This window comes from Aciduricibacillus chroicocephali (assembly GCF_030762805.1).
GTDB classification, from domain to species: domain Bacteria; phylum Bacillota; class Bacilli; order Bacillales; family Amphibacillaceae; genus Aciduricibacillus; species Aciduricibacillus chroicocephali.
Window position 1 is genome coordinate 187,915 of the sequence record NZ_CP129113.1, and the last position, 21,594, is coordinate 209,508.

Annotated in this window: 20 protein-coding genes and 1 pseudogene; 18 read left to right on the forward strand and 3 right to left on the reverse strand. The window is 41.5% G+C overall.

From position 1 onward, the window contains the following. Position 1: 1 nt before the first annotated feature. Positions 2 to 1,072: a sulfate/molybdate ABC transporter ATP-binding protein gene (locus QR721_RS01085; RefSeq protein ID WP_348028318.1), complete on the forward strand. Its 1,071-nt coding sequence runs from the start codon at positions 2 to 4 to the stop codon at positions 1,070 to 1,072. Positions 1,073 to 1,128: 56 nt separating this feature from the next. Here the strand turns inward: QR721_RS01085 and QR721_RS01090 are convergent, their stop codons facing one another. Continuing rightward, a complete protein-coding gene (locus QR721_RS01090) occupies positions 1,129 to 1,287 on the reverse strand; it encodes an aspartyl-phosphate phosphatase Spo0E family protein (RefSeq protein WP_348028320.1) in 159 nt (52 codons plus the stop codon). 282 nt (positions 1,288 to 1,569) lie between these two features. On the opposite strand from QR721_RS01090, the gene cdaA reads away from it, so the two are divergent. The 8 genes from cdaA (at position 1,570) to glmS (ending at position 11,453) form a co-directional block, all read left to right on the forward strand. Continuing rightward, the gene (gene cdaA / locus QR721_RS01095) at positions 1,570 to 2,391 is read left to right on the forward strand and encodes a diadenylate cyclase CdaA (RefSeq protein ID WP_348029757.1); all 822 of its coding nucleotides are present in this window, start codon (positions 1,570 to 1,572) and stop codon (positions 2,389 to 2,391) included. Continuing rightward, positions 2,384 to 3,607: a CdaR family protein gene (locus QR721_RS01100; protein WP_348028322.1), complete on the forward strand. Its 1,224-nt coding sequence runs from the start codon at positions 2,384 to 2,386 to the stop codon at positions 3,605 to 3,607. The genes cdaA and QR721_RS01100 overlap by 8 nt, the downstream gene beginning before the upstream one ends. Before the next feature lie 84 nt (positions 3,608 to 3,691). Next, a complete protein-coding gene (glmM, locus tag QR721_RS01105; RefSeq protein ID WP_348028324.1) occupies positions 3,692 to 5,038 on the forward strand; it encodes a phosphoglucosamine mutase in 1,347 nt (448 codons plus the stop codon). Between the two features lie 140 nt (positions 5,039 to 5,178). Next, positions 5,179 to 5,847 carry a response regulator transcription factor gene (locus tag QR721_RS01110; RefSeq protein ID WP_348028326.1) on the forward strand — a complete coding sequence of 223 codons (669 nt, stop codon included), beginning with the start codon at positions 5,179 to 5,181 and terminating at the stop codon, positions 5,845 to 5,847. 69 nt (positions 5,848 to 5,916) lie between these two features. Then, the gene (locus QR721_RS01115) at positions 5,917 to 7,293 is read left to right on the forward strand and encodes a sensor histidine kinase (RefSeq protein WP_348028328.1); all 1,377 of its coding nucleotides are present in this window, start codon (positions 5,917 to 5,919) and stop codon (positions 7,291 to 7,293) included. Between the two features lie 126 nt (positions 7,294 to 7,419). Then, positions 7,420 to 8,496: an ABC transporter permease gene (locus tag QR721_RS01120; RefSeq protein WP_348028330.1), complete on the forward strand. Its 1,077-nt coding sequence runs from the start codon at positions 7,420 to 7,422 to the stop codon at positions 8,494 to 8,496. Beyond that, on the forward strand, positions 8,493 to 9,188 hold the full coding sequence (locus QR721_RS01125; RefSeq protein WP_348028332.1) for an ABC transporter ATP-binding protein: 696 nt from the start codon (positions 8,493 to 8,495) through the stop codon (positions 9,186 to 9,188). The genes QR721_RS01120 and QR721_RS01125 overlap by 4 nt, the downstream gene beginning before the upstream one ends. Before the next feature lie 462 nt (positions 9,189 to 9,650). Further along, positions 9,651 to 11,453, forward strand: coding sequence for a glutamine--fructose-6-phosphate transaminase (isomerizing) (gene glmS / locus QR721_RS01130; protein WP_348028334.1), 1,803 nt, complete (start codon positions 9,651 to 9,653; stop codon positions 11,451 to 11,453). A 718-nt stretch (positions 11,454 to 12,171) separates the two neighbouring features. Here the strand turns inward: glmS and QR721_RS01135 are convergent. Then, complete coding sequence (locus QR721_RS01135; RefSeq protein ID WP_348028336.1) at positions 12,172 to 12,684, reverse strand: DoxX family protein; 513 nt, start codon at positions 12,682 to 12,684, stop codon at positions 12,172 to 12,174. 344 nt (positions 12,685 to 13,028) lie between these two features. Then, entirely contained in the window at positions 13,029 to 13,355 is a 327-nt protein-coding gene (locus tag QR721_RS01140; protein WP_348028338.1) for a MazG nucleotide pyrophosphohydrolase domain-containing protein, read from the reverse strand. Between the two features lie 95 nt (positions 13,356 to 13,450). Here QR721_RS01140 and QR721_RS01145 point away from each other — a divergent pair, with 95 nt between their 5' ends. The 9 genes and pseudogenes from QR721_RS01145 (at position 13,451) to QR721_RS01185 (ending at position 21,362) form a co-directional block, all read left to right on the forward strand. Beyond that, on the forward strand, positions 13,451 to 14,035 hold the full coding sequence (locus QR721_RS01145; RefSeq protein WP_348028340.1) for an LOG family protein: 585 nt from the start codon (positions 13,451 to 13,453) through the stop codon (positions 14,033 to 14,035). A gap of 139 nt (positions 14,036 to 14,174) precedes the next feature. Then, the gene (locus QR721_RS01150) at positions 14,175 to 14,384 is read left to right on the forward strand and encodes a hypothetical protein (RefSeq protein WP_348028345.1); all 210 of its coding nucleotides are present in this window, start codon (positions 14,175 to 14,177) and stop codon (positions 14,382 to 14,384) included. Between the two features lie 103 nt (positions 14,385 to 14,487). Further along, positions 14,488 to 14,813: pseudogene (locus QR721_RS01155) on the forward strand (antibiotic biosynthesis monooxygenase family protein). A gap of 143 nt (positions 14,814 to 14,956) precedes the next feature. After that, complete coding sequence (locus tag QR721_RS01160; protein ID WP_348028347.1) at positions 14,957 to 15,445, forward strand: NfeD family protein; 489 nt, start codon at positions 14,957 to 14,959, stop codon at positions 15,443 to 15,445. A gap of 20 nt (positions 15,446 to 15,465) precedes the next feature. Continuing rightward, the gene (locus QR721_RS01165; RefSeq protein ID WP_348028349.1) at positions 15,466 to 16,971 is read left to right on the forward strand and encodes a flotillin family protein; all 1,506 of its coding nucleotides are present in this window, start codon (positions 15,466 to 15,468) and stop codon (positions 16,969 to 16,971) included. 376 nt (positions 16,972 to 17,347) lie between these two features. Then, the gene (locus QR721_RS01170) at positions 17,348 to 17,797 is read left to right on the forward strand and encodes a reverse transcriptase-like protein (protein WP_348028351.1); all 450 of its coding nucleotides are present in this window, start codon (positions 17,348 to 17,350) and stop codon (positions 17,795 to 17,797) included. A gap of 404 nt (positions 17,798 to 18,201) precedes the next feature. Continuing rightward, a complete protein-coding gene (locus QR721_RS01175; RefSeq protein ID WP_348028353.1) occupies positions 18,202 to 18,882 on the forward strand; it encodes a uracil-DNA glycosylase in 681 nt (226 codons plus the stop codon). A 466-nt stretch (positions 18,883 to 19,348) separates the two neighbouring features. Beyond that, complete coding sequence (locus tag QR721_RS01180; RefSeq protein ID WP_348028355.1) at positions 19,349 to 20,911, forward strand: Vga family ABC-F type ribosomal protection protein; 1,563 nt, start codon at positions 19,349 to 19,351, stop codon at positions 20,909 to 20,911. A 76-nt stretch (positions 20,912 to 20,987) separates the two neighbouring features. Continuing rightward, positions 20,988 to 21,362 (forward strand): VOC family protein, encoded by a 375-nt coding sequence (locus QR721_RS01185; RefSeq protein WP_348028357.1) that lies wholly within the window; start codon positions 20,988 to 20,990, stop codon positions 21,360 to 21,362. Positions 21,363 to 21,594: the final 232 nt, after the last annotated feature.

A 21,594-nucleotide genomic window follows, 5' to 3' on the forward strand; every position in this document is an offset into this window, starting at 1 on the left:
GATGGGCATTGCAATTAAGAATATTTCAAAGGAGTTTGGGAGTTTCAAAGCGGTAGATGATATCTCACTCGATATACCAACAGGAAAACTTGTTGCATTGCTTGGTCCCTCTGGCTCCGGAAAGACATCGCTTCTTAGAATTGTCGCTGGATTGGAGGAGGCAGATCAAGGTGTCGTTTATTTTGATGATGAAGAAGTGACGAATGCGAGTGCGAAAGAGCGCAATATCGGTTTTGTTTTTCAGCATTATGCACTGTTTCGTCATATGACCGTATTCGACAACATTGCATTCGGCTTGCGGGCAAGACCTAGGAAAACAAGGCCATCAAAAGATGAAATACGCAATCGTGTTGAGGAACTACTCGCTCTCGTGAAACTGGAAGCATTCGCCGACCATTATCCTATGCAGCTATCTGGAGGACAAAGACAAAGGGTGGCACTTGCCCGTGCAATTCTTATCGAACCACGTGTGCTGCTGCTTGATGAACCGTTTGGGGCGCTTGATGCAAAGGTAAGAAAGGAATTGCGTAAATGGCTCAGAAATCTGCACCGTAATCTGGACGTAACAAGTGTATTCGTGACTCATGATCAGGAAGAGGCACTTGAAGTGGCCGATCTTGTTGTCATCATGAATAAAGGACGTATTGAACAGATTGGGACACCAAGAGAGGTTTATGATAATCCAGCATCTCCTTTTGTCTATGAATTTCTAGGAAATGTAAATAGAATCAGTGGAAAAGTTGAGGATGGTGTTTTGAAAGATGGTTTCCTTCAGTTTGATGCACCTGCACATATTCCACATGACCAGGAGGTCGTCGGTTACGTGCGGCCGCATCATATTGCAATTGAGCGTGAAGCCAATTGGCCGGATATGATTATGGTTGAGGTCACTCATATCCAACCATTCGGTTCTACAGTACAGATCGAAGTGCTCCGCAAGGATAATGGTAAGTATCTTGAAGCTGAAGTTTCAAGAGAGCAATACGAGGAGCTGGATTTAATGCTGAAAGATCATGTGTTCATACGCCCCAACCAGTTTCAGATTTTTATACCAGATGATTATATTATATAAAAAGAAACAGGAAGCCTTGCAAACTGGTTGTTCGCAAGAGCTTCCTGTTTTTTAGGTTAACCTGTCCGCTCGACATCCTCAAGGCGATTGAGCAAGTGATCCAGATGCTTACTCGTCTGAATTACAACAAGGGCACTTAGCCCATATTTATCAGATAAGCTGATCATTTCCTGGCGACATGACTCAATGGCTGCCTGTAGTTCAATCTTGTCCACTTTTCTATCTCCCCTCGCGCCTGATTCAGTTAACAAGATACCCCTCAAAGAAGAAATTAAACATAAATTGGAATTAAAACATTTTATCACAAAATTCGACAATACCTGCATCTTTCTTCATAGTTTAATAAAGGGAAGTAGCGTGAACTTATGTTATAATTACTGAATAAGTTTTCATGAAATCATTTAACATGGGCAATCATATGTTAACTTGAAGATAATCACTTTCCCCCTAAGGGAATCATTATATAATCGGCGCAAGAAGGATGTGGAGACATGGGCATATTCGACGGGGGAATTGATCTTATAAAGTGGTTAAAAATAGGCGTGGATATCGCGCTTGTCTGGTATATCATATACAAGCTCATCATGCTGATCAAAGGCACAAAGGCGATTCAACTTCTTAAAGGAATTATCGTTGTGCTGGCAGTACGGATGGCGAGTCTGCTTTTTGGTTTAAAAACATTACAGTGGCTTACATATCAGGCAATTCTATGGGGCTTCCTTGTTATTATCATTCTCTTCCAGCCTGAGCTGAGAAGAGCACTAGAGCAGCTCGGTCGAGGCCGTCTGTTCTCAAGGGGAGCCAAATCTGCCGAGGATCATCTTGAGAAAACAATTACAAGTATTGTGGACTCGTGCAATTATATGGCCAAGCGCCGTATCGGAGCACTGATCACTATTGAACGTGAGACAGGCATTGGTGAATACACTGAGACAGGAATACCAATCCAGGGAAAACTGAGCAACCAGCTTTTGACGAATATTTTCACACCGAATACACCGCTTCATGACGGAGCAGTTATCATCGTCGGTGATAAAATTGAGGCAGCGGCCTGTTATCTTCCACTCTCGGAGAGTCCTTTCATTTCTAAGGAACTCGGTACACGCCATAGGGCTGCAATGGGAATCAGCGAGGTAACCGACGCGCTTACAATTGTTGTGTCTGAAGAAACCGGCGGTATTTCCTGTACGAAGAACGGGGAATTAAGACGTGATCTGGACCTCGACAGCCTGAGGGATTTCCTGAAGAGCAATTTGGCTTTGAGCTCGAAGGTTTCGCAAAGCAAAGGCTGGAACTGGAGGGGGAAGAAAAATGGATAAATGGCTGCGCAGCAAGTGGTTTGTCAGCATTCTTTCTCTCGCTTTGACAATCTTGCTTTATGTATTTGTAAATGTTGAAACGACGACATCACAAAAAGATCCCCGTTACACTCCGAGTAACTCAGAAGAGACAGAGCAGGTTGAGAATATGCCTGTTAATATCAAAATCAATGATGAAAAGTATGTTGTCAGCGGCGTACCGGAATCGGTCAATGTATCTCTTGAAGGGTCTGCGAGCATTCTGCGCCCGACAGCGAGACAACGGGCATTCGATGTATATGTTGATTTGCGTAACCTCGGACCGGGTGAACATACAGTAGAAGTTGAGTATGCGAACATTCCCAAAGGGTTGAAAGCATATATAGAACCGAAGACAGTTGATGTCACGCTTGAAAAGCGGGCGACAAAAACTTTCAAGGTAAAAGCAGATTATATTAACGAAGATAAGCTTCCGAAGGGCTATGAACTTGGCGAACCGGTCATCGAACCGGACACGGTCAAGATTACGAGTTCTGATAGTGTCATTGACCAAATTGCACTTGTAAAAGTGTTTGTGGATGTGACAGGCTTGACGGATTCGGTACACAAGCGGGAAGTTCCGGTGAATGTATACGATCATCTTGGCAATGAACTTGATGTTAAAATTGAGCCGAAAAATGTACTTGTTTCGCTTGATGTACACAATCCGAATAAGCGTGTTCCGGTAAAGCTGAAGACCGAGGGTGAACTGCCGGATGGGCTTGAGCTTAACTCAATCAAGGCGGAGCCAAATGAAGTAGAAATCTACGGGAAGAAAGATTTGTTGAAGGAAATAGACAGCATATCCACTGAAACAATTGATCTGGCAAAGGTAAAGGGCAGCGGTAAAATTGATGCCAATCTTAAATGGCCAGACCAGGTGAAGGCATCTAAGAAAACAGTGATCATTACAGTTGAATTAAAGCAAAAGCTCACGATTAAAGATGTGCCGATTCAGGCAGAGGGACTTGGCGCAGGTTTGCAAGTTCAATTTGAAAAACCTGATGATGCGGTTACGGATGTGGCGGCAGAGGGTAAAGAAGAGCAAGTTAGCAACCTTGCAAGCGATGATCTGAGGGCGAAAGTGGACCTCAGTGGCCTGGATAAAGGCAAACATGAAGTGATCATTACAGTAACAGGGCCAGATCAGGTTAAACTCACTCCTAAGACAGAAAGTGCAACTGTAGTAATCAGTTAATGCAATACCGTTCTCCGCTTGAGTAAGCAGCGGATGCGTGAAAATAAACTTATTTAATCATAAATAGAAAGAGGTACACGATCTATGGGTAAATATTTTGGAACGGACGGTGTCAGAGGCATCGCCAATAAAGAGCTGACACCCGAGCTTGCATACAAGCTGGGCAGATGTGGCGGATATGTACTGACAAAGGATGCCGATCGACCGAAAGTGATGATTGGAAGGGATACGAGGATTTCCGGTGAAATGCTGGAAAGTGCATTGATGGCAGGCCTTCTATCAATAGGTGCTGAAATCATGCGCCTTGGTGTTGTTTCCACACCGGGAGTTGCGTTCCTTACAAAAGCCAATAGCGCACATGCAGGTGTAATGATCTCCGCATCGCATAATCCTGTGGAGGACAACGGCATTAAATTCTTTGGTCCGGATGGTTTCAAACTGTCAGACGCCCAGGAAGCTGAAATAGAAGAGCTGATGGATGCGGAGGAAGACAATCTTCCACGCCCAGTCGGCGCTGATATCGGCATGATCAATGACTACTTTGAAGGCGGACAAAAGTATCTCTCTTATCTTAAGGAGACAGTCGATACGGACTTTGAAGGAATACGGATTGCTCTTGATTGTGCTCATGGTGCAACATCATCATTGGCAACGCATCTCTTCGCAGACCTTGAAGCTGATATTGAAACAATTGGCTCTTCACCAAATGGCCTTAATATTAACGATGGATATGGCTCAACTCATCCTGAAAAATTACAGGCCTTCGTTTTGGAAAAGGAAGCCGATATCGGGCTTGCTTTTGACGGTGACGGTGACAGATTGATTGCTGTCGATGAGAAAGGACAAATTGTCGACGGTGACCAGATCATGTTCATTTGTGCGAAGCATTTGAATGAAAAAGGATTGCTACGTCATAATACAGTTGTCTCTACAGTAATGAGCAATCTTGGGTTCTACAAAGCTTTGGAAGCAAACGGCATGAAAAGTGATAAGACATCCGTTGGTGACCGCTATGTCATGGAAGAAATGCGCAAAGGCGGGTACAACCTCGGCGGTGAACAGTCCGGACATATTATTTTCCTAGACTTCATCACAACTGGTGATGGACTTCTTTCTGCGATCCAACTTGTGAACGTCATGCGTGAGACAGGCAAGAAGTTGTCTGAGCTTGCTGCAGAAATGGAAAAATTCCCGCAAGTCCTGAAGAATGTAAGGGTCATCGATAAAGAGAGCGCGATGGCGAATCCTCAGGTACTAAGTGAAATTGAAGCAGTTGAAAATGAGATGAATGGAGCTGGCCGTGTACTTGTGCGCCCATCTGGTACAGAACCGCTCGTCCGTGTCATGGTTGAAGCGAAAACTCAGGAAGAATGCGAACGTTATGCAGATCGTGTAGCGAATGTAATAGATGAATTACTTGGTGTAAAATAATATTATCGAAAAAGGCTGCTTTCTACTGGGGGAGCAGTCTTTTCTTGTTTTCAGGATAACCAGGTAACTGTTTAGAAATTATAATCCTGTAAGTGATCCGCATCCGATAACCATTTTCCAAAAGGAGGCATTACTTTCCGGTGAAGAGAATTCTAATTGTTGATGATGATATGCATATTCGTGAGCTGCTCAGATTTTATCTACAGCGTGATGGTTATCAGACGGTAGAAGCTGCGGATGGAAGAGAAGCGCTTGCCGTGCTTGAACAGCAAGATGTTCATTTAGCAATTGTTGACATTATGATGCCACATGTCGATGGTTATGAACTTTGCAAAGAGATCCGCGAGCTTCATGATCTTCCTGTCTTAATGCTCACAGCGAAAGGCGAGCTTGCGGACAAAGAGAAGGCATTTATTGCAGGGACTGATGATTATCTCGTCAAACCATTTGAGCCAAAGGAAGTACTATTCCGTGTACGTGCCCTTCTGCGTCGATATCAGATGGCGTTTGAGGATAAAATCCGTGTTGGCAATGTTACGATTAATAGAAAAAGCTATCAGATTGAAACAGACAGTAGTACATTTGAAATGCCGTTAAAGGAGTTTGAACTGCTGGCCCAACTGGCGGAATTCCCAAATCGAATTTTTACAAGAGAGCAACTGATTGACCTCGTTTGGGGAAGTCAGTTTGAAGGAAATGACCGGACTGTTGATGTTCATATCAAGCGACTGCGTGAACGGTTTCCTGCCGAATCAAGCGGATTTTCCATTGAAACAGTTCGAGGTATGGGATACAAACTTGTTGTATAAATGATTTGTTCATCCTAAGTTCATAGAACGCTGGTTAAATGAGAGTTAACGAAAGTAGGAGGTGGACTTATGCGGACATTGTATTCCAGAATTATACTGTTTGCACTTGGAATCATGGTTGCAAGTGCACTTGTCGCCTTTTGGGTGACGAACTTGTACTACCATTTTAATCTTAAATCGGAGAATGACGAGAAAATAACGGGCATTGCGAAAAATATTGCAAACATATACGAATCGGGGAGTGGGCAGCCGCTTGGCGACTACTTAGACGAGCTTACAGCGCTTGGTTATCAATTCCATGTCGTGGAGCCAGACGGAAAGGAATACCAATATGGTGCAAGTTTCCGTTCTGACAGATTGGACCAAAAGGATGTTACAAATGTTTTGCATGGTAAAGTCTATCACGGCATAGCCGCCTACCCATGGAAAATCAATGTGACCGGTTTCTTTGATAATGAATTGAAAAATACTGTCGGCGTTCCAGTCCAGACAGATAAGGGCACAGTTGCCATGTTCGTCCGCCCGAATACACAGCTGCAATTCGGGGAAATGCGTACATTTCTGGCCATCATGCTCATATTGTTGCTTGTACTCAGTTTCTTGCTTATTCTTTTCGGCTCACGCTTTATCGTAGAACCGATCAAAAGGCTCGCAGCAGCCACGAGGAAGATAGCAGGGGGGAATTATCATCTGAAGTTAGGAATAGAGCGCAAAGATGAGCTCGGCAGGCTTTCAAAGGACTTTCAAACGATGGCACATGGACTTGCTCAAGTAGAAGAGAAACGTCAAGAGTTCGTATCGAATGTCTCTCACGAAATTCAGTCACCTCTTACATCTATTAAAGGTTTCTCGCAGGCATTGCGGGAAGAAGGGTTGCCGGATGAACTCCGGACACACTATCTTGAGATTATTGAAAGCGAAAGCACCCGACTATCAAGTCTCAGCCAGCAATTACTCACACTTTCTTTTCTTGATCATGAAACGGATAAGAGTGCGTGGTCATCATTTGATATTAGTGAGCAATTAAACGGTACGGCTGCAACCACAGCATGGCAGAGGCAGGAAAAGAATCAGACGATTGAGCTTGATCTGGAGCCGGCTGTGATTCATGGCGACCCCAAGCTTTTGCAGCTTGTCTGGACGAATCTTATTGGCAATGCCATTCGTTATACACCAGATGGGGGATTGATCAACGTTCGTTGCCGTGATTTGAGAAATGAAGCTGAAGTAGTTGTTTCGGATACGGGTATTGGAGTAGACGAAAAGGATCTGCCTAATCTCTTTGAGCGCTTTTATAAAGCAGATACTGCTCGAACCCGGACTGAAAAAAGTACTGGGCTTGGTCTATCTATCGTCAAAAAAGTACTCGAACTTCATAACGGTACAATTGAAGTTAAAAGTACACCAGGTGAGGGGACGACCTTCACGTGCAGATTACCGAAGTGATTCACTCGAAAAGAGGCTTGAAGATTTTTATCTTCAAGCCTCTTTTGTTCTGTAATTATCTGTTCATCATCTGTTCACATTGACGGAATATACTTGCCTTATTGAAACGGAAGGGAGCGGAAATGAATGTTTCTCGCATTGAAGGAATTAATTTATGCAAAAACACGTTACTTGCTGATTGGGTTCATTATCGTGCTTGTAGCGAGCTTGATTTTCATCATTTCCGGTCTGGCAAAAGGACTTTCGGCGAATAATGCTTCTGCGCTGGAAGATTTGCCGGCTGATTACATCATCATGGATAAGGGAGCTGATACAGAGCTTGCCAAGTCAACAGTCCCGAAATCGGATATTGAAAAATTGAAGAACATTAAGGATGTACAGGATGCGGCACCGCTTTCCATCCGCATGGCGAATACAACGAATGCAGACGATAAAGCCGTGGATATCGCACTTTTCGTGACGGATAAAGGAAGCATGCTAATTCCGAAAGCAGTAAAAGGATCTGGCATCAAGAATACAAATGACATCATTCTTGATGAGACCGCAGCAGACGACGGCGTCAAGTTAGGCGACACATTAAAATTCGGTGATATGAAACTACACGTTGCAGGCTTTTCCGAAAATCAGCGCTATAGCCATACACCTGTCGCTTATGTAACGAATGAGGTTTTTGGTGATCAATCAAAGGCTGAGAATGAGAAAGTGAATGGTTTCGCTGTTAAAACAAACCTTGGTAAGGACGAGGTCTCTTCTAAAATGAAAGGTTATAGTGTCTTTACTAAGAAAGAAGCTCTCAAAGGCATCCCAAGCTATTCTGAAGAACAGGCTTCATTGCAAATGATGATCGTCTTCCTACTGATCATTGCTGCATTCGTCCTCGCCGTTTTCTTCTATGTAATGACTTTGCAGAAGCGAGGACAGTTCGGTATTTTGAAGGCGCTTGGAGCTAAAACGGGTTACCTTGTAAGAAGTTTGCTTAGCCAAGTAGCGACAATCTCGATCGTTTGTATCGCAGTTGGCGCTGGATTGACTTACTTGATTGGAAAATTCCTGCCAGATGGAATGCCATTCGTCATTGAGCCTGGTATGATGGCACAATCAGCTGCATTGATACTTGTAATGGCGCTCGCTGGATCACTCGTATCTATGTTCCAAGTTGCCCGAATTGACCCACTGGAAGCGATTGAGGGGGGAGAGAAATGAGTCTAGTTCTTGAAAACGTGACAAAGGTATTTAAAGACGGACCAAAGGAATTCAAGGCGGTAGACAATGTATCGCTCACAGTCGAACCAGGTGAATTTGTCGGGGTTATCGGTCCTTCGGGTTCGGGGAAAAGTACGCTTCTTTCCATTACTGGAGCCCTACTGTCGCCGACAAGCGGCAAGGTCATCCTTGATGGACAGGATGCTGCCAAATTGTCCGGCAAAGAATTGACCGAGTTACGCTTGGAGAAAATCGGCTTCATTTTCCAGGCGGCTCATCTCATTCCGTATTTGAAAATCCGCGATCAGCTGAAAATGATCAATATTTTGGCAAAAGAGAATAACAAAGAACAAGAGCGCCGTGCTGAGGAGTTGCTAGGACATTTCGATCTTTCTCATCGGCTGAACAGCTTTCCGAATGAGCTTTCAGGCGGAGAACGTCAGCGTGTTGCTATTGCCAGAGCGTTAATAAATGACCCGAAAATCATTCTTGCTGACGAACCTACGGCAAGTCTTGATTCCAAAAGAGGTCGTGATGTAGTAGAGCGCATTTCCCAGGAAGTAAAGGAACGTGGCAAAGTCGGTGTCATGGTGACACATGATGAACGTGTGCTAGATCTATGTGATCGTATTATCACAATCAAGGACGGAAAGCTTGTAAAAACAGAGCATGAATTTGTTGCCTCACATTGAGCGATGGCAGCCAGTCTATAGGATTGGCTGCCATTTTGCCTTTTGAAGAGAATAAATAGTCAAATCGTCAATTCAAATTTGGAGAAAATTGTTTGACCATATTAGTCTAAGTCATGTAAAATATGATGAACTCTTTTTCACCATGTCGCATCTTATATAATTGTTTAGAAATTTAGCGAGAGGGGTATCTAGAGTTCAGCAAGCAACCAACCAAGCGCCAGGACTGTTTTCGAACGGATATGAGAACAGTTGACGAGGTGGAGGAGTATCGAATGTTTCGGCGGATGCCTCCCGATTGTACATCTCAATCGATAAGCTCTTTTTAAAAGCGGCAAGGTGACTTGACGGACAAAGAAAAGGGCAAGATGCATATAACTGGGAGCAAGCAGGCAGAGTACTGCTTTTTTTGGGCTTTTTAGTGCTTTGGCCTGCCTGTTCCTCGTATGAGGAGGATTTATACGCATGTGCGGAATTGTAGGTTACATTGGAGAGAATAATTGTAAGGATATATTACTGGATGGTCTGGAGAAACTGGAGTATCGCGGTTATGACTCAGCAGGTATCGCATTGCTGGAAAACAACGATGTCCAGGTTATTAAAGTAAAAGGCCGGATTGCTGCTCTAAGAGAAAAGGTCGGAACAACAGCGGCAGGAAAAGTCGGCATCGGTCATACACGTTGGGCAACACATGGGGTACCAAGCGAGACGAATGCTCACCCGCATCAGAGTGCGTCCGAAAGATTCACGCTTGTTCATAATGGCGTAATCGAAAATTATAAAGAACTTAAGAAAGAATACTTGCAAGGCGTTGAATTTAAGAGTGAGACAGATACAGAAGTTGTCGTCCAGCTCATCGAGAAATTCAATTCAGAATCAGATGATACAGCTGAAGCGTTCAGGAAAGTAATACGTCTTTTGCATGGATCATATGCATTCGGCCTAATTGATAAGGAAAACCCAGAAACACTTTATGTCGCAAAGAATAAAAGTCCGCTTCTAATCGGTGTAGGCAAAGGATTTAATGTAGTAGCTAGTGACGCAATGGCTACACTAAAAGTGACAGATCAATATGTGGAGATCCATGACGAGGAAGTTGTTCTTCTGAAGAAAGACAGCTTCACAATCATGAATCTTGATGGTGAAGAAATTGAGCGCGAACCTTACACAGCTGAATTGGATATGAGTAATATTGAAAAGGGCACATATCCGCACTTCATGCTTAAAGAAATTGATGAACAACCATTCGTCATGCGCAAAATTATCCAGGAATATAAAAATGAAAAGGGCGAGCTCAAGCTGGATGAGGATATTCGCCAGGCAATGAAAGAAGCAGATCGCCTGCATATCATCGCAAGCGGAACAAGTTATCATGCGGGACTTGTCGGGAAGCAGCTTATTGAGAACTTGGCAGAAATTCCAGTAGAGGTCCATGTGGCAAGTGAATTTGCTTACAATACACCACTTCTTTCTAAGAAACCGTTATTCATCTTCATCTCTCAGAGCGGCGAGACAGCAGATGCCCGTGCGGTTCTTGTGAAAATTAAGAAACTCGGCCATAAAGCAATGACAATTACAAACGTTCCTGGCTCCACACTTTCCCGTGAAGCCAATTACACATTGCACTTGCATGCCGGACCAGAAATCGCGGTTGCTTCAACAAAAGCTTATACAGCTCAGATTGCAGTTCTCGCTTTGCTTGCTGTTGATACAGCAAATGCTAAACAGCTTAAGCTGGACTTTGATCCACTGCAGGAGCTTGCAATTGTAGCTAATGCGATTGAAGCGTTGACAGACCAGAAGGAAGCAATTGAGGAACTTGCGAAAGATTATCTTGGTACAACACGCAATTCGTTTTTCATCGGCCGTAATGTTGACTATTATGTATGTCTTGAAGGTGCCCTGAAGTTGAAGGAGATCTCCTATATTCAGGCAGAAGGCTTCGCAGGCGGAGAATTGAAACACGGTACAATTGCGCTGATTGAAGAAGGGACTCCAGTCGTGGCATTGACTACACAGAAGGACGTCAACCATCCAATCCGCAGCAATGTGCAGGAAGTTGTAACCCGAGGTGCCAATGCGCTGATCATTAGCATGGAGGGGCTTGAGCAAGAAGGCGATGCCTTTACAATTCCACAAGTACATGAAGCTTTGACACCACTTGTCAGCATTGTGCCAATGCAATTGCTTGCTTACTATGCAGCACTGCATCGTGATTGTGATGTTGATAAGCCGAGAAACTTGGCGAAGAGTGTGACGGTGGAGTAAGGGATTGAGAGGATTCTTAAGATTCTAGTCCCTCTGAATTAAAGTCCGTACCCATGAAATAAAGTTCTTCCCTTATGAAATAAAGTCGGTATCGGAAGAGCGGAAATTGGGCAGGAAATAAGGACATTTTCAAATATTTTAAATCAAATCCAGGCTGGATCCAATATGGATCTGGCCTTTTTCTTTTGTCTTTAAACCACTCTTTCTTAGTACTTTAAAGGCAAGGTAAGTTATTTTATAATTATTATTTAATTAATTATCATCTTTTTGTACTCATTACAAATGATATGCTGAGAGGAGGTCCTTGAAATTAGGAAGGTTACTGCAGCAATATATCTCTCATTTGGCTTCCTGTTCTTTCTTATGAATGGTTTCGAAAATTATATCCCCCCGGATTATATCTATTACATAATTACACTGTTTTTAATCCTAGGTATATATAATTACGTGAAGAGTTTCTTTGAAAAAAAGCTATAATCTTTAATTAAAAAAAGGATTCCAGTAATTTACTGGAAACCTTTTTTTTTATTGAATCTGATGAAGCATGCGTATCCCGGATGGAGCATGTTTTGGTGAGGGACGAACTTTGGTTCAGGAAGACAAATTTGTCCTTGATTTTTTATGAAAAGTTAGTGCCGGAAGAATGAGTATTGTGACGGAAATAAGGTCATAGGACCATAATTTAAATAGAAAGGCCCCTCTGAGAGAGGACATTCTATTAAGCAACTTTGGAAATCTTTCTATTATCAGATCGTTTATATGTAAGTTTTCTCAATGCTGTCATTATCCAACGGTCTAAACCAATTTTACTAGCGTTCATTCCTGCAGAGAGAATTAGAAGTCCAAGTAATGCCATTTGTGGATTTGTACTTGTTGTTCCAGATAACATATAAGCAAAGTTCATGGTAAGTCCCATTAAAATAGAAAATGGAGTGAAAATTCCAAAAATTAAACCAATACCTACTAATAATTCTCCCCAAGGAACCATTAAATTAAATAGTTGAACGTTTGGAATTGCAAACTCATTTAAAAAATTCCCCCACCAAGGTTGCACAGAAGGGTGTTCACCAGACATATTGCTTACTGCCCCATATAAAAAGCCACTGGCATCAAAATTTCCGCTGGATATTTTCCCCCAACCAGCATTCAACCACTCCCATCCAAGGTATAGCCTACAAAAAGTAAGAATTAAAGATATATAACGGTTTTCCTTTAAAAATCGATTAAACATAATAACCTCCTATGTATATAAAAATTGTTATTATTGATAACGATTATCATTATCATATAAATCTTTATAATGGTCAATAAGTAAATTGAGCTATTTATTAAAAAAATTTTCAGTAGTAAAGGTGTTTAATAGCATAGTGAGGATTACAGTAGTTGAGAAAGATAATCTAAAGAACATAAGAAAAAAGCCAAATCATTAGCTGATCTGGCCTGGATTCAATTCAAAAATAATTGGAATATGAATTGTCTTGTTCAATTATATTTTAGAGAATATGGAAAAGTATTGACCGTTTCTTAGTATCTTGATGTTAATCTTAATTTGCCCGTCTATTTTATGGCACCGAATTAACTTTTTTCTTCTACATAACGCTTCAAAAGTTTCTCTTTATGCGATTCAAAAATCTCTTCCAAAGAAATATCATACTTGTTAGCAATGACAATCACATTGCCTAAGACATCTCCTAACTCTCCCACTAGCTCTTCTCTATTTTTTGTGTACGATTCAGCTTCTTCATCTGGTCGATCTCTTCCAATTTCAAGAGCTCTTATTGCCCGTGCAACTTCTCCAGTTTCCTCTGCTAAAAAGCCAATGCGTATGAAAATATCCAAATTAGACCAACCACGTTTGTCATAATAGTTTTTTACCCAGTGCTGAAATTCAGTTACGTTCATGCTTGCTCATCCTCCAAAATCTACTAACGTATAATTTAATACTTCATGCGGTATTATGTATAATATTCTTTGAGTATACATAAGGAGTTGGCCAAATGAAAAGCATAGCTGTGTTTTGTGGTTCCAGCAATGGAGCTTCTGAAGTTTATATAGAGAGTGCCAAAAGGTTTGGTAAAGAGCTTGCGAAACGAGGTATTACTCTTGTATATGGTGGAGCAAGTGTTGGGGTAATGGGTGCAGTTGCTGATGCCGTATTGGAAGAAGGCGGGAAAGTCATAGGGGTAATGCCAGATTTTCTGGATAAAAGAGAGATATCACATCAAAATCTAACAGAACTGATTGTTGTTGAATCCATGCATGAAAGAAAGGCGAAAATGGCTGATTTGGCTGATGGTTTTGTCGTTTTGCCGGGTGGACCTGGAACATTAGAAGAATTCTTTGAGATTTTTACTTGGGCTCAGTTGGGACTTCATCAGAAGCCATGTGGACTGTTGAACGTCAACAACTATTATGACCCGTTGGTTGAGCTGTTCAATCATATGACTCGTGAACAATTTTTGCATGAGAAATATCGCTCGATTGCGATTGTTGAGACAGAGCCGGATCAATTAATAGAGAGCTTTAATAGTTATGAGCCACCTGCTGTAAAGACTTATATCAAGAACCCAGACCAGACTTAATTTAGAGAGAAGACCAAGGCTAATCATTATTAGTCTTGGTCTTTTTTTATAGAGTTATTGCAAATGATTGGAATACAGTGTAAATTTAGGTAAATATTATTTGTTGCTTAAGTGAAAGTATGGAAAGGGGGCAAGCATCATGACAGAAGAAGCAAATAAAGAATTACGAAGGATCCGAATTGCACTCGTATTTATTGCTATATTTATATTATTTTCGGCAGGAGAACGAACTATTACGGTAGATCAGGATTCAAACTATAATAAACCGGAACTTTCTTTATCAAATATGGTTCAGTTGGGTGATTGCTATTTCGGGGTTTTGTCGAGTGAAACAAGCTATAGTTCTTAGATATTGAAAATCTATTTTTTGATAAAGAAAAGAATAAATTTACTTTTATTCCAGAAAAAAATCTAGACGATGATGAGGAAGTGAGCAATGAGGAGTGAATAGGGTGATTTTAGAGGCCACAATGCTGCAAGTGAGATCAGGAGAAGAAGAGAACTTTGAGCAAGCCTTTCGTAAGTCTTCGAGTATCATTTCTTCAATGAAGGGTTATATCTCACATAATCTGCAAAAATGTATAGAGGAAAATGGGAAGTATTTGCTTCAGTAAATTGGCAAGAGCTTGAGGATCATACAGTAGGTTTCCACCAGTCGCCAGAGTATCAGGAGTGGAAGAAACTGCTGCATCATTTCTATGATCCAATTCCTGTTGTAGAGCAATTTTATAAGAAAAAGCTGTTAACTGAACTTAAAGTCTGGGCCATTTATATTTAAAATAAATTAGCATATTCAATGTTCTTTAAATATATGTATGAACAGAGTTATGAATTATTCCCCAGTGATAATTGGGGCAAATGCGAGTAAGACCCATAATATAATAGATGTGGAAAATTACAAAAGGAGTGAAAATATTGTAAATGACAGCAGAGACATATCTCGTCATTTTGATTGCTGGATTTTCTTTAATGGTAATCTTGACGCTCATACTTGGGGACATTGATCTCGGATTCATCAGTGTCATGGAACTTGGTAATTTCATAACGCTATTTGGTCTATTTGGATACCTGGGTACAGAGCATACGGATTACGGAAAAACGGCTGTTACTGTTATTGCTGTAATATTGGCAGCTCTTGTAGCAGTCATCCTGCAAGTATTCATTTTCAAACCATTGATGAGGAGCGAGAATTCAATTACGTTGCGAGACAATGATTTGGAGGGATCCGAAGGCAGGGTCATAACATCAATTCCTGAAGATGGTTTTGGAGAAATCCTTATAGAACGCAAGACAGGAAATGTATTCAGGAGTGCCAAAAGCCAGGATGGTTCACCAGTCGATTTTGATGAGATCGTGCAGATTATTAAGATAGAACAAGGCTGTGCAGTGGTGAAAAAACAGCGGAAATAAAAAATAAAGGGGGAGCACGAATGAATTTGAATTCAGATATAATTTTCATTGGAATTGGAATAGTAGCCTTACTTATTATTGTTATTACGTTCGTTTCAAGGTATAAGACAGTACCAAAAGATAAAGCGTTGATCGTTTCGGGCTCTTTTCTTGTTGGAAATGGTGTCCACACGGATACTCAGGGAAATAAGATTAAAATTATTAGCGGTGGTGGAACATTTGTAATTCCAGTATTCCAAAACGCAAAGATCTTAAGCCTTGCCAATAGCCAATTGGAGATTTCAACAGGGGAAGAAATCTACACAGGACAGGGAGTTCCTATCCTTGCTGATGGTATTGCAATCGTAAAAATCAGTGGTGAAGTGGCATCAATTGCTACAGCAGCGGAACAACTTCTTAGTAAGGCAAAAGAGGATAGAGATAGGGAAACTTCTATGGTTCTTGCCGGACATTTGAGGGCAATCCTTGGTGGAATGACCGTTGAGGAAATCTATAAGGACAGAGCGGCGTTTAACCAGAAAGTCATGGGCGAAGCAAGTCCAGATCTTATGAAGATGGGTCTTGAAATTGTATCATTCACTTTAAAGGATATCCGAGACAATCACGGTTATTTGGACAGTCTTGGAAAGAAGCGCATCGCTGAGGTGAAAAAAGAAGCAGCGGTAGCTATGGCGGATGCAGAGAAAGAGACGCGAATCAAACAGGCGGAAGCAGATCAGATTGCTAAAGAGGCCGAAATTGAGAGAGAAACTTCTATTGCAAAAGCGGAAAAGGAACAGGCAATGAAAAAAGCAGCGTATAAGAAAGAACAGGATAAAGCCCAGGCCGATGCAGATAACGCCTATAAACTACAGAACGCAATTCTTCAACAGGAAATTAAGGAAAAGGAAATGAACATCGAAATTACGGAGCGTACCAAGCAAATTGAGTTGGAAGCGAAGGAAATCGAGCGTAAGAGCAATCAGTACGAAGCCGATGTTAAAAAGAAAGCTGATGCGGATGCCTATGCTGTGGAGATAAAAGCTGATGCTGAGAAACACAAGGCTCTGACGGAAGCAGAAGCATTTGCACAAAAAACTAAATTGGCCGGGGAAGCTGAAGCCCATGCCATTCGTGAAAAGGGGATTGCCCAGGCAGAGGCAAAAGAGAAGCTAGCACAAGCAATGAATCAATTTGGTCAGGCTGCAATTGCTGAAATGGTAATCTCCGTATGGCCTGAAATAATCAAGGAAAGTGCTGCAGGATTGTCTGCAATCGATAAAATCACTGTCGTGGATACAGGTAATGGAGAAGGTGGAGGCGGGGCAAACCGTGTTGCTGGATACATGACCGATTTGATTACGACATCCCAGGCCCAACTTGAGGAAACAACAGGTATTGATGTAAAGGGAATCATCGAAGATTTTGCAGGAAAGAAGAATCTCAAGCCGGGGCTTTCTGAAATTTCCGATGGATTGCAAAACTTAAAAGCAAACCAAGTTCCAAGTTCCCCTGATGAGGAAAATGGAAATAACGAAAATATTTAAAAGAAAGGGAGAGGAGTACCCTCTTCCTTTCATATTTTTAGTTCTCATAAAATTAGATGGTAACGTCCTAACTAGTAAAGGGCGTTATTGTCACATAGTGTTTAGTGTAAGAAACCTTTTCCATCGGGAAGGTTCTTTTTATTTTTAAATCGAATTAGGAAGCTAACTGGGGAATTAAACGAGATATAAAAATATAGATAACCGTATCAAAATGATTTCAACAGGAGTGAACATGGAGAGCAATGGCATATTCTTTGAATATGATACAGAAAACAAAGTCCTTGATATTGGATAGATGCTAGCTAAATTGCGGAGGCGCTATCTTATTCGCGTAAAAATATCCGCGCTTGCAAATAAAGCGGCAGGAGAGGGAGATATGAAATGCAGAGGATACTTTGACGGTTCTGTAATCTATAATCGGAGAAAGGATGCTTATTGTGCTTTCGTTTTGATTTCGGAGGACGGGAGGATAATCCATCAGAGTGCAAGCAGGCATCATTCAGCAAACAGCCAGTATGCAGAGGGTATGGCGCTTGCAGAATTACTTAGGACCGCACTTCAATATAATATAAGAAGTCTGGAGGTCTTTGGAGATTGCCAGAACATTGTCATAACGACAAAGATGCGAAAACAGACGGATATGAATAGGCATATCATACCTTTACTTGACCAGTTTGACGAAATTACTATCCGATGGATCAAGCGCAGGTACAACAAGTATGCTGACAAGTTATGCCAGCTTTATCGGAGAGGGATTCCTTTTGAGGAAAGTGGCGGGTGGTTCCCGCAAAACGGGCTGCCTATTTGGAAAGAGGAAACGATTTGAACGAGAAACCGAAAAGACAAAGGACTCCAAAAACTAAATAGGATATTAAGGAGGGAGTTTTGTTACCCCTTCTTTTTCCTTTTGATAAGATAACAGAAATTGGTGTTGAGATATCACGGGCTGCATTTATGACGGAAAAGGTAGATATGGTGAATGATCTTATTAATGAGAACTCTGAATTCATCGATAATCTAAAGTAAGCCTATGGGTATTGAAAATACTGCTGGAGAATTATCGGATAATATATTATTAGTATTATGCAAGGAATATGGAAGAGATTCAACCGCTCGTTATTAATCTGGATGATGTGCTGAATGCTAATAATCTGCTAAGATAATTAGAGGATTAAAGACGGTAACTTCAAGGCTATATATAAAGAAACGTGCACATCAGGAGTGGATACAGTGACGATTTTAAAAAACGACTGGGCAGAAGTTCTGAACAAGGAGTTTGACAAGTCTTACTATTTGGAGCTTCGGGATTTTTTGAAGCATGAATATGCTGAGCATACGATTTACCCGGCAATGGATGATATCTACAATGCTCTTCACTATACGGATTATCACAATGTGAAAGTGGTAATTCTTGGACAAGATCCTTACCACGGGCCGAATCAGGCGCAGGGTTTTAGTTTTTCTGTTCAGCCTGAAGTGAAAATACCGCCGTCCTTGAGAAATATTTATAAGGAGATGCATGATGATCTTGGGCTGCCAATTCCTGATCACGGTTGCTTGAAAAGCTGGGCGAAGCAGGGGGTTCTGCTCCTTAACACAGTGCTCACAGTAAGGGCGAAACAGCCGAACTCCCATAAAGGGAAAGGCTGGGAGCAATTCACGAACGAAGTCATTCGGGAAGTGAATGCCAAAAAGGACTCGGTCGTCTTTATACTGTGGGGTAAGCATGCACAGGAGAAAGAGACTTTGATTACCGGGAGGCAGCATTTTATCATCAAATCTGCTCATCCAAGTCCATTTGCGGCACATAAAGGCTTCTTTGGCAGCAAACCGTTCTCTAGGGCGAACGAGTTTTTGGAGCAAAACGGGCGTACGCCGATTGATTGGCACGTAAATATAGAAGATTGTTGAGTATATATGAGTTAAAGAACAGCCGAATGCTATGTTATTCGGCTGTTCTATTTGTGGAGAATTAGAATCTTTGCCTAAAACAGTGGCAAGCGTTTCAGGAAAGACAGTGGTTACAATAAAGTCCGGAGAAGTCCCAGTGCTAAAAAAGGAAAAACTCAAATGTGGATTGACAAATTATGAATAGTTGGTTTAATGTTTTAGGTAACTATTATACGAAAGGGTGACCCAACTAAATGAAGTTCTAATCCTATTTATTGAAATCGTCAATTGAAAGCTTAATGGCAAGAAACGTTTACTTTGCCATGCATTCAATCTGCGTTTTTTAGAATAGGGTTGTGCTTTGTCTGTAGTTGGACCTCGGGAAGACTAGTCTTCTTTGGTGCACCTATATGTTTTATGACGCCTCCTATTCTGTTATTGGATTATAGGAGGCTTTTTTGTGCCTCTTCAACAGGAGAGATGTTTTATGCAAATATTAAAAGCGAATCATATCAAGCACGATATTCAGGACCACAGGCTATTTGACATCAGTCAGCTGCTAATACATGAGAATGAACGGATTGGTCTTGTCGGGTCAAATGGCTGTGGAAAAACAACATTGCTTCGGATTCTTTCTGGTGAGATTAAGCCGGATGAGGGCATGGTTGTTAGAAAGGTGACATGTAAGCTGATTCCTCAGCTGAAGAATATTGATACAACAGATAGCGGCGGTGAAGTGACCCAGAAATATATTCAACAGGCACTTGCTGAAAAGCCTGGATTGCTGATTGCGGATGAACCGACAACGAATCTAGACACAGCTCATATTGAATGGGTGGAGAAAGAATTGAAGATTTTCAGAGGAGCACTTCTTCTTGTTTCTCATGACCGTGCCTTTCTCGATGCCCTATGTACAACGATATGGGAAATAAGTGATGGCTGTTTGAGAATCTTTAAAGGAAACTACAGAGATTACGCAGAACAGAAAGAGTTGGAGAGAAGGCAGGAACAGCAGGCGTTTGAACAAAACGAAAAGGAAAAGAGAAAAATAATAGAAGCAATAAGGCAGAAAGAACAAAAGGCTGAACGCGCTACGAAGAAGCCAAAAAATCTAAGCGGTTCCGAGGCTAGGATCACTGGATCGAAACCATACTTTGCAAAGAAACAGAAGAAACTTCAACAAACGGCAAAAGCAATGGAGACACGGTTGGAGAAGCTCGGTGAAGTGAAGAAGACGAAGGAATTGCCGCCATTAAAAATGGATTTGCCTAATGCGGATTCATTCAATAAAAGGGTCATCATCCGAGCGCACGAGCACTCTGGGCAAATTGGGCAGCGTGTTCTTTGGAAGAATAAGAGTTTTACGATCAAGGGTGGAGACAAGTTGGCCATCATTGGAACAAATGGGAGCGGCAAGACGACATTTATTAAGAAGCTAATTGAAGGAGCGGAAGACGTCACCGTTTCACCTATAGTTAAAATTGGATACTTCAGTCAGAATCTTAGTGTACTCGATACGAAAAAAACAATCATAGAAAATGTTCAGCTTTCCTCGAAGCAGAGTGAAACAACAATCCGTACAGTGCTGGCCAGAATGCGCTTTTTCAATGGTGATGTGTATAAGTTGGCTGGTGTGCTGAGTGGCGGTGAGCGGGTAAAGGTTGTGCTCGCCAAAATTTTTCTTAGTGATGCCAATGTACTTGTACTAGATGAACCGACGAATTATCTGGACATGGATGCAGTTGAAGCGTTAGAGCAACTGTTACAGGAGTATGAAGGCAGTGTGATTTTTGTATCTCATGACAGATGTTTCATAGAAAATGTAGCAACACGTATTTTTGAAATTAAGGATCAGGAAATTATGATTACTGAGGGAGCCCTTGAAGAAAAAGATGAAAATCAATTTTCAAGGAGCGATAAGGGAGAGCAGTTGCTTATAATAGAGACTAAAATATCAGAAGTTCTTGGCAAACTGAGTATTATGCCAAATGCGGAGCTTGAGCAGGAGTTTCAGAGATTGCTGAAACATAAAAGAGAACTAATGGAGTAGTGGGTCTGATAATAGTATCAAATGTATGTATCTGGTAAAATTGGTTAAAAAGTTATCCTGGAGTAGGAGGATTCATATGATTACCGGATTGCACCATGCACAAATTACGATTCCCGAAGGAACTGAGCAAGAGGGGAGAACGTTTTACTGTGACTTGCTTGGACTGGAAGAATTGGAGAAACCCGATGCTCTTATAGGGCGCGGAGGGTTTTGGCTGCAAGTTGGGAACAGTGAGGTCCATGTAGGAACAGAGTCTGGGGTTGAACGGTTGGCGACTAAGGCACATTTGGCATACAAAGTTGAGGATATTATATATTGGAGAAGACTTCTTCAAAAGAATAATATTGAACTCTATGATTCTATTCCTATACCAGGCTATGAACGATTTGAGTTCCGGGATCCTTTTGGGAATCGAGTTGAAATGATTCAGGAAATATCCGGTTTAAAATGAGTTTCCTTGTATTAATATTTTTAATCATTTCCATCCTTTCTTCTGTGGGAGCCCTTTATAACACTCACGTAATTTTGAGAGCTTGCTCTTATTAAGAAAAGACTTGGAATGGAAGAAAAGGGAAATAACCAAACATTATTGAGTCGAGATTTGGATGATGAATAATCAACGAGGGGTGAAGCATGCAACAAAAGGATTACTGACGTCGGATATTTAACATCTTTTATGAGGG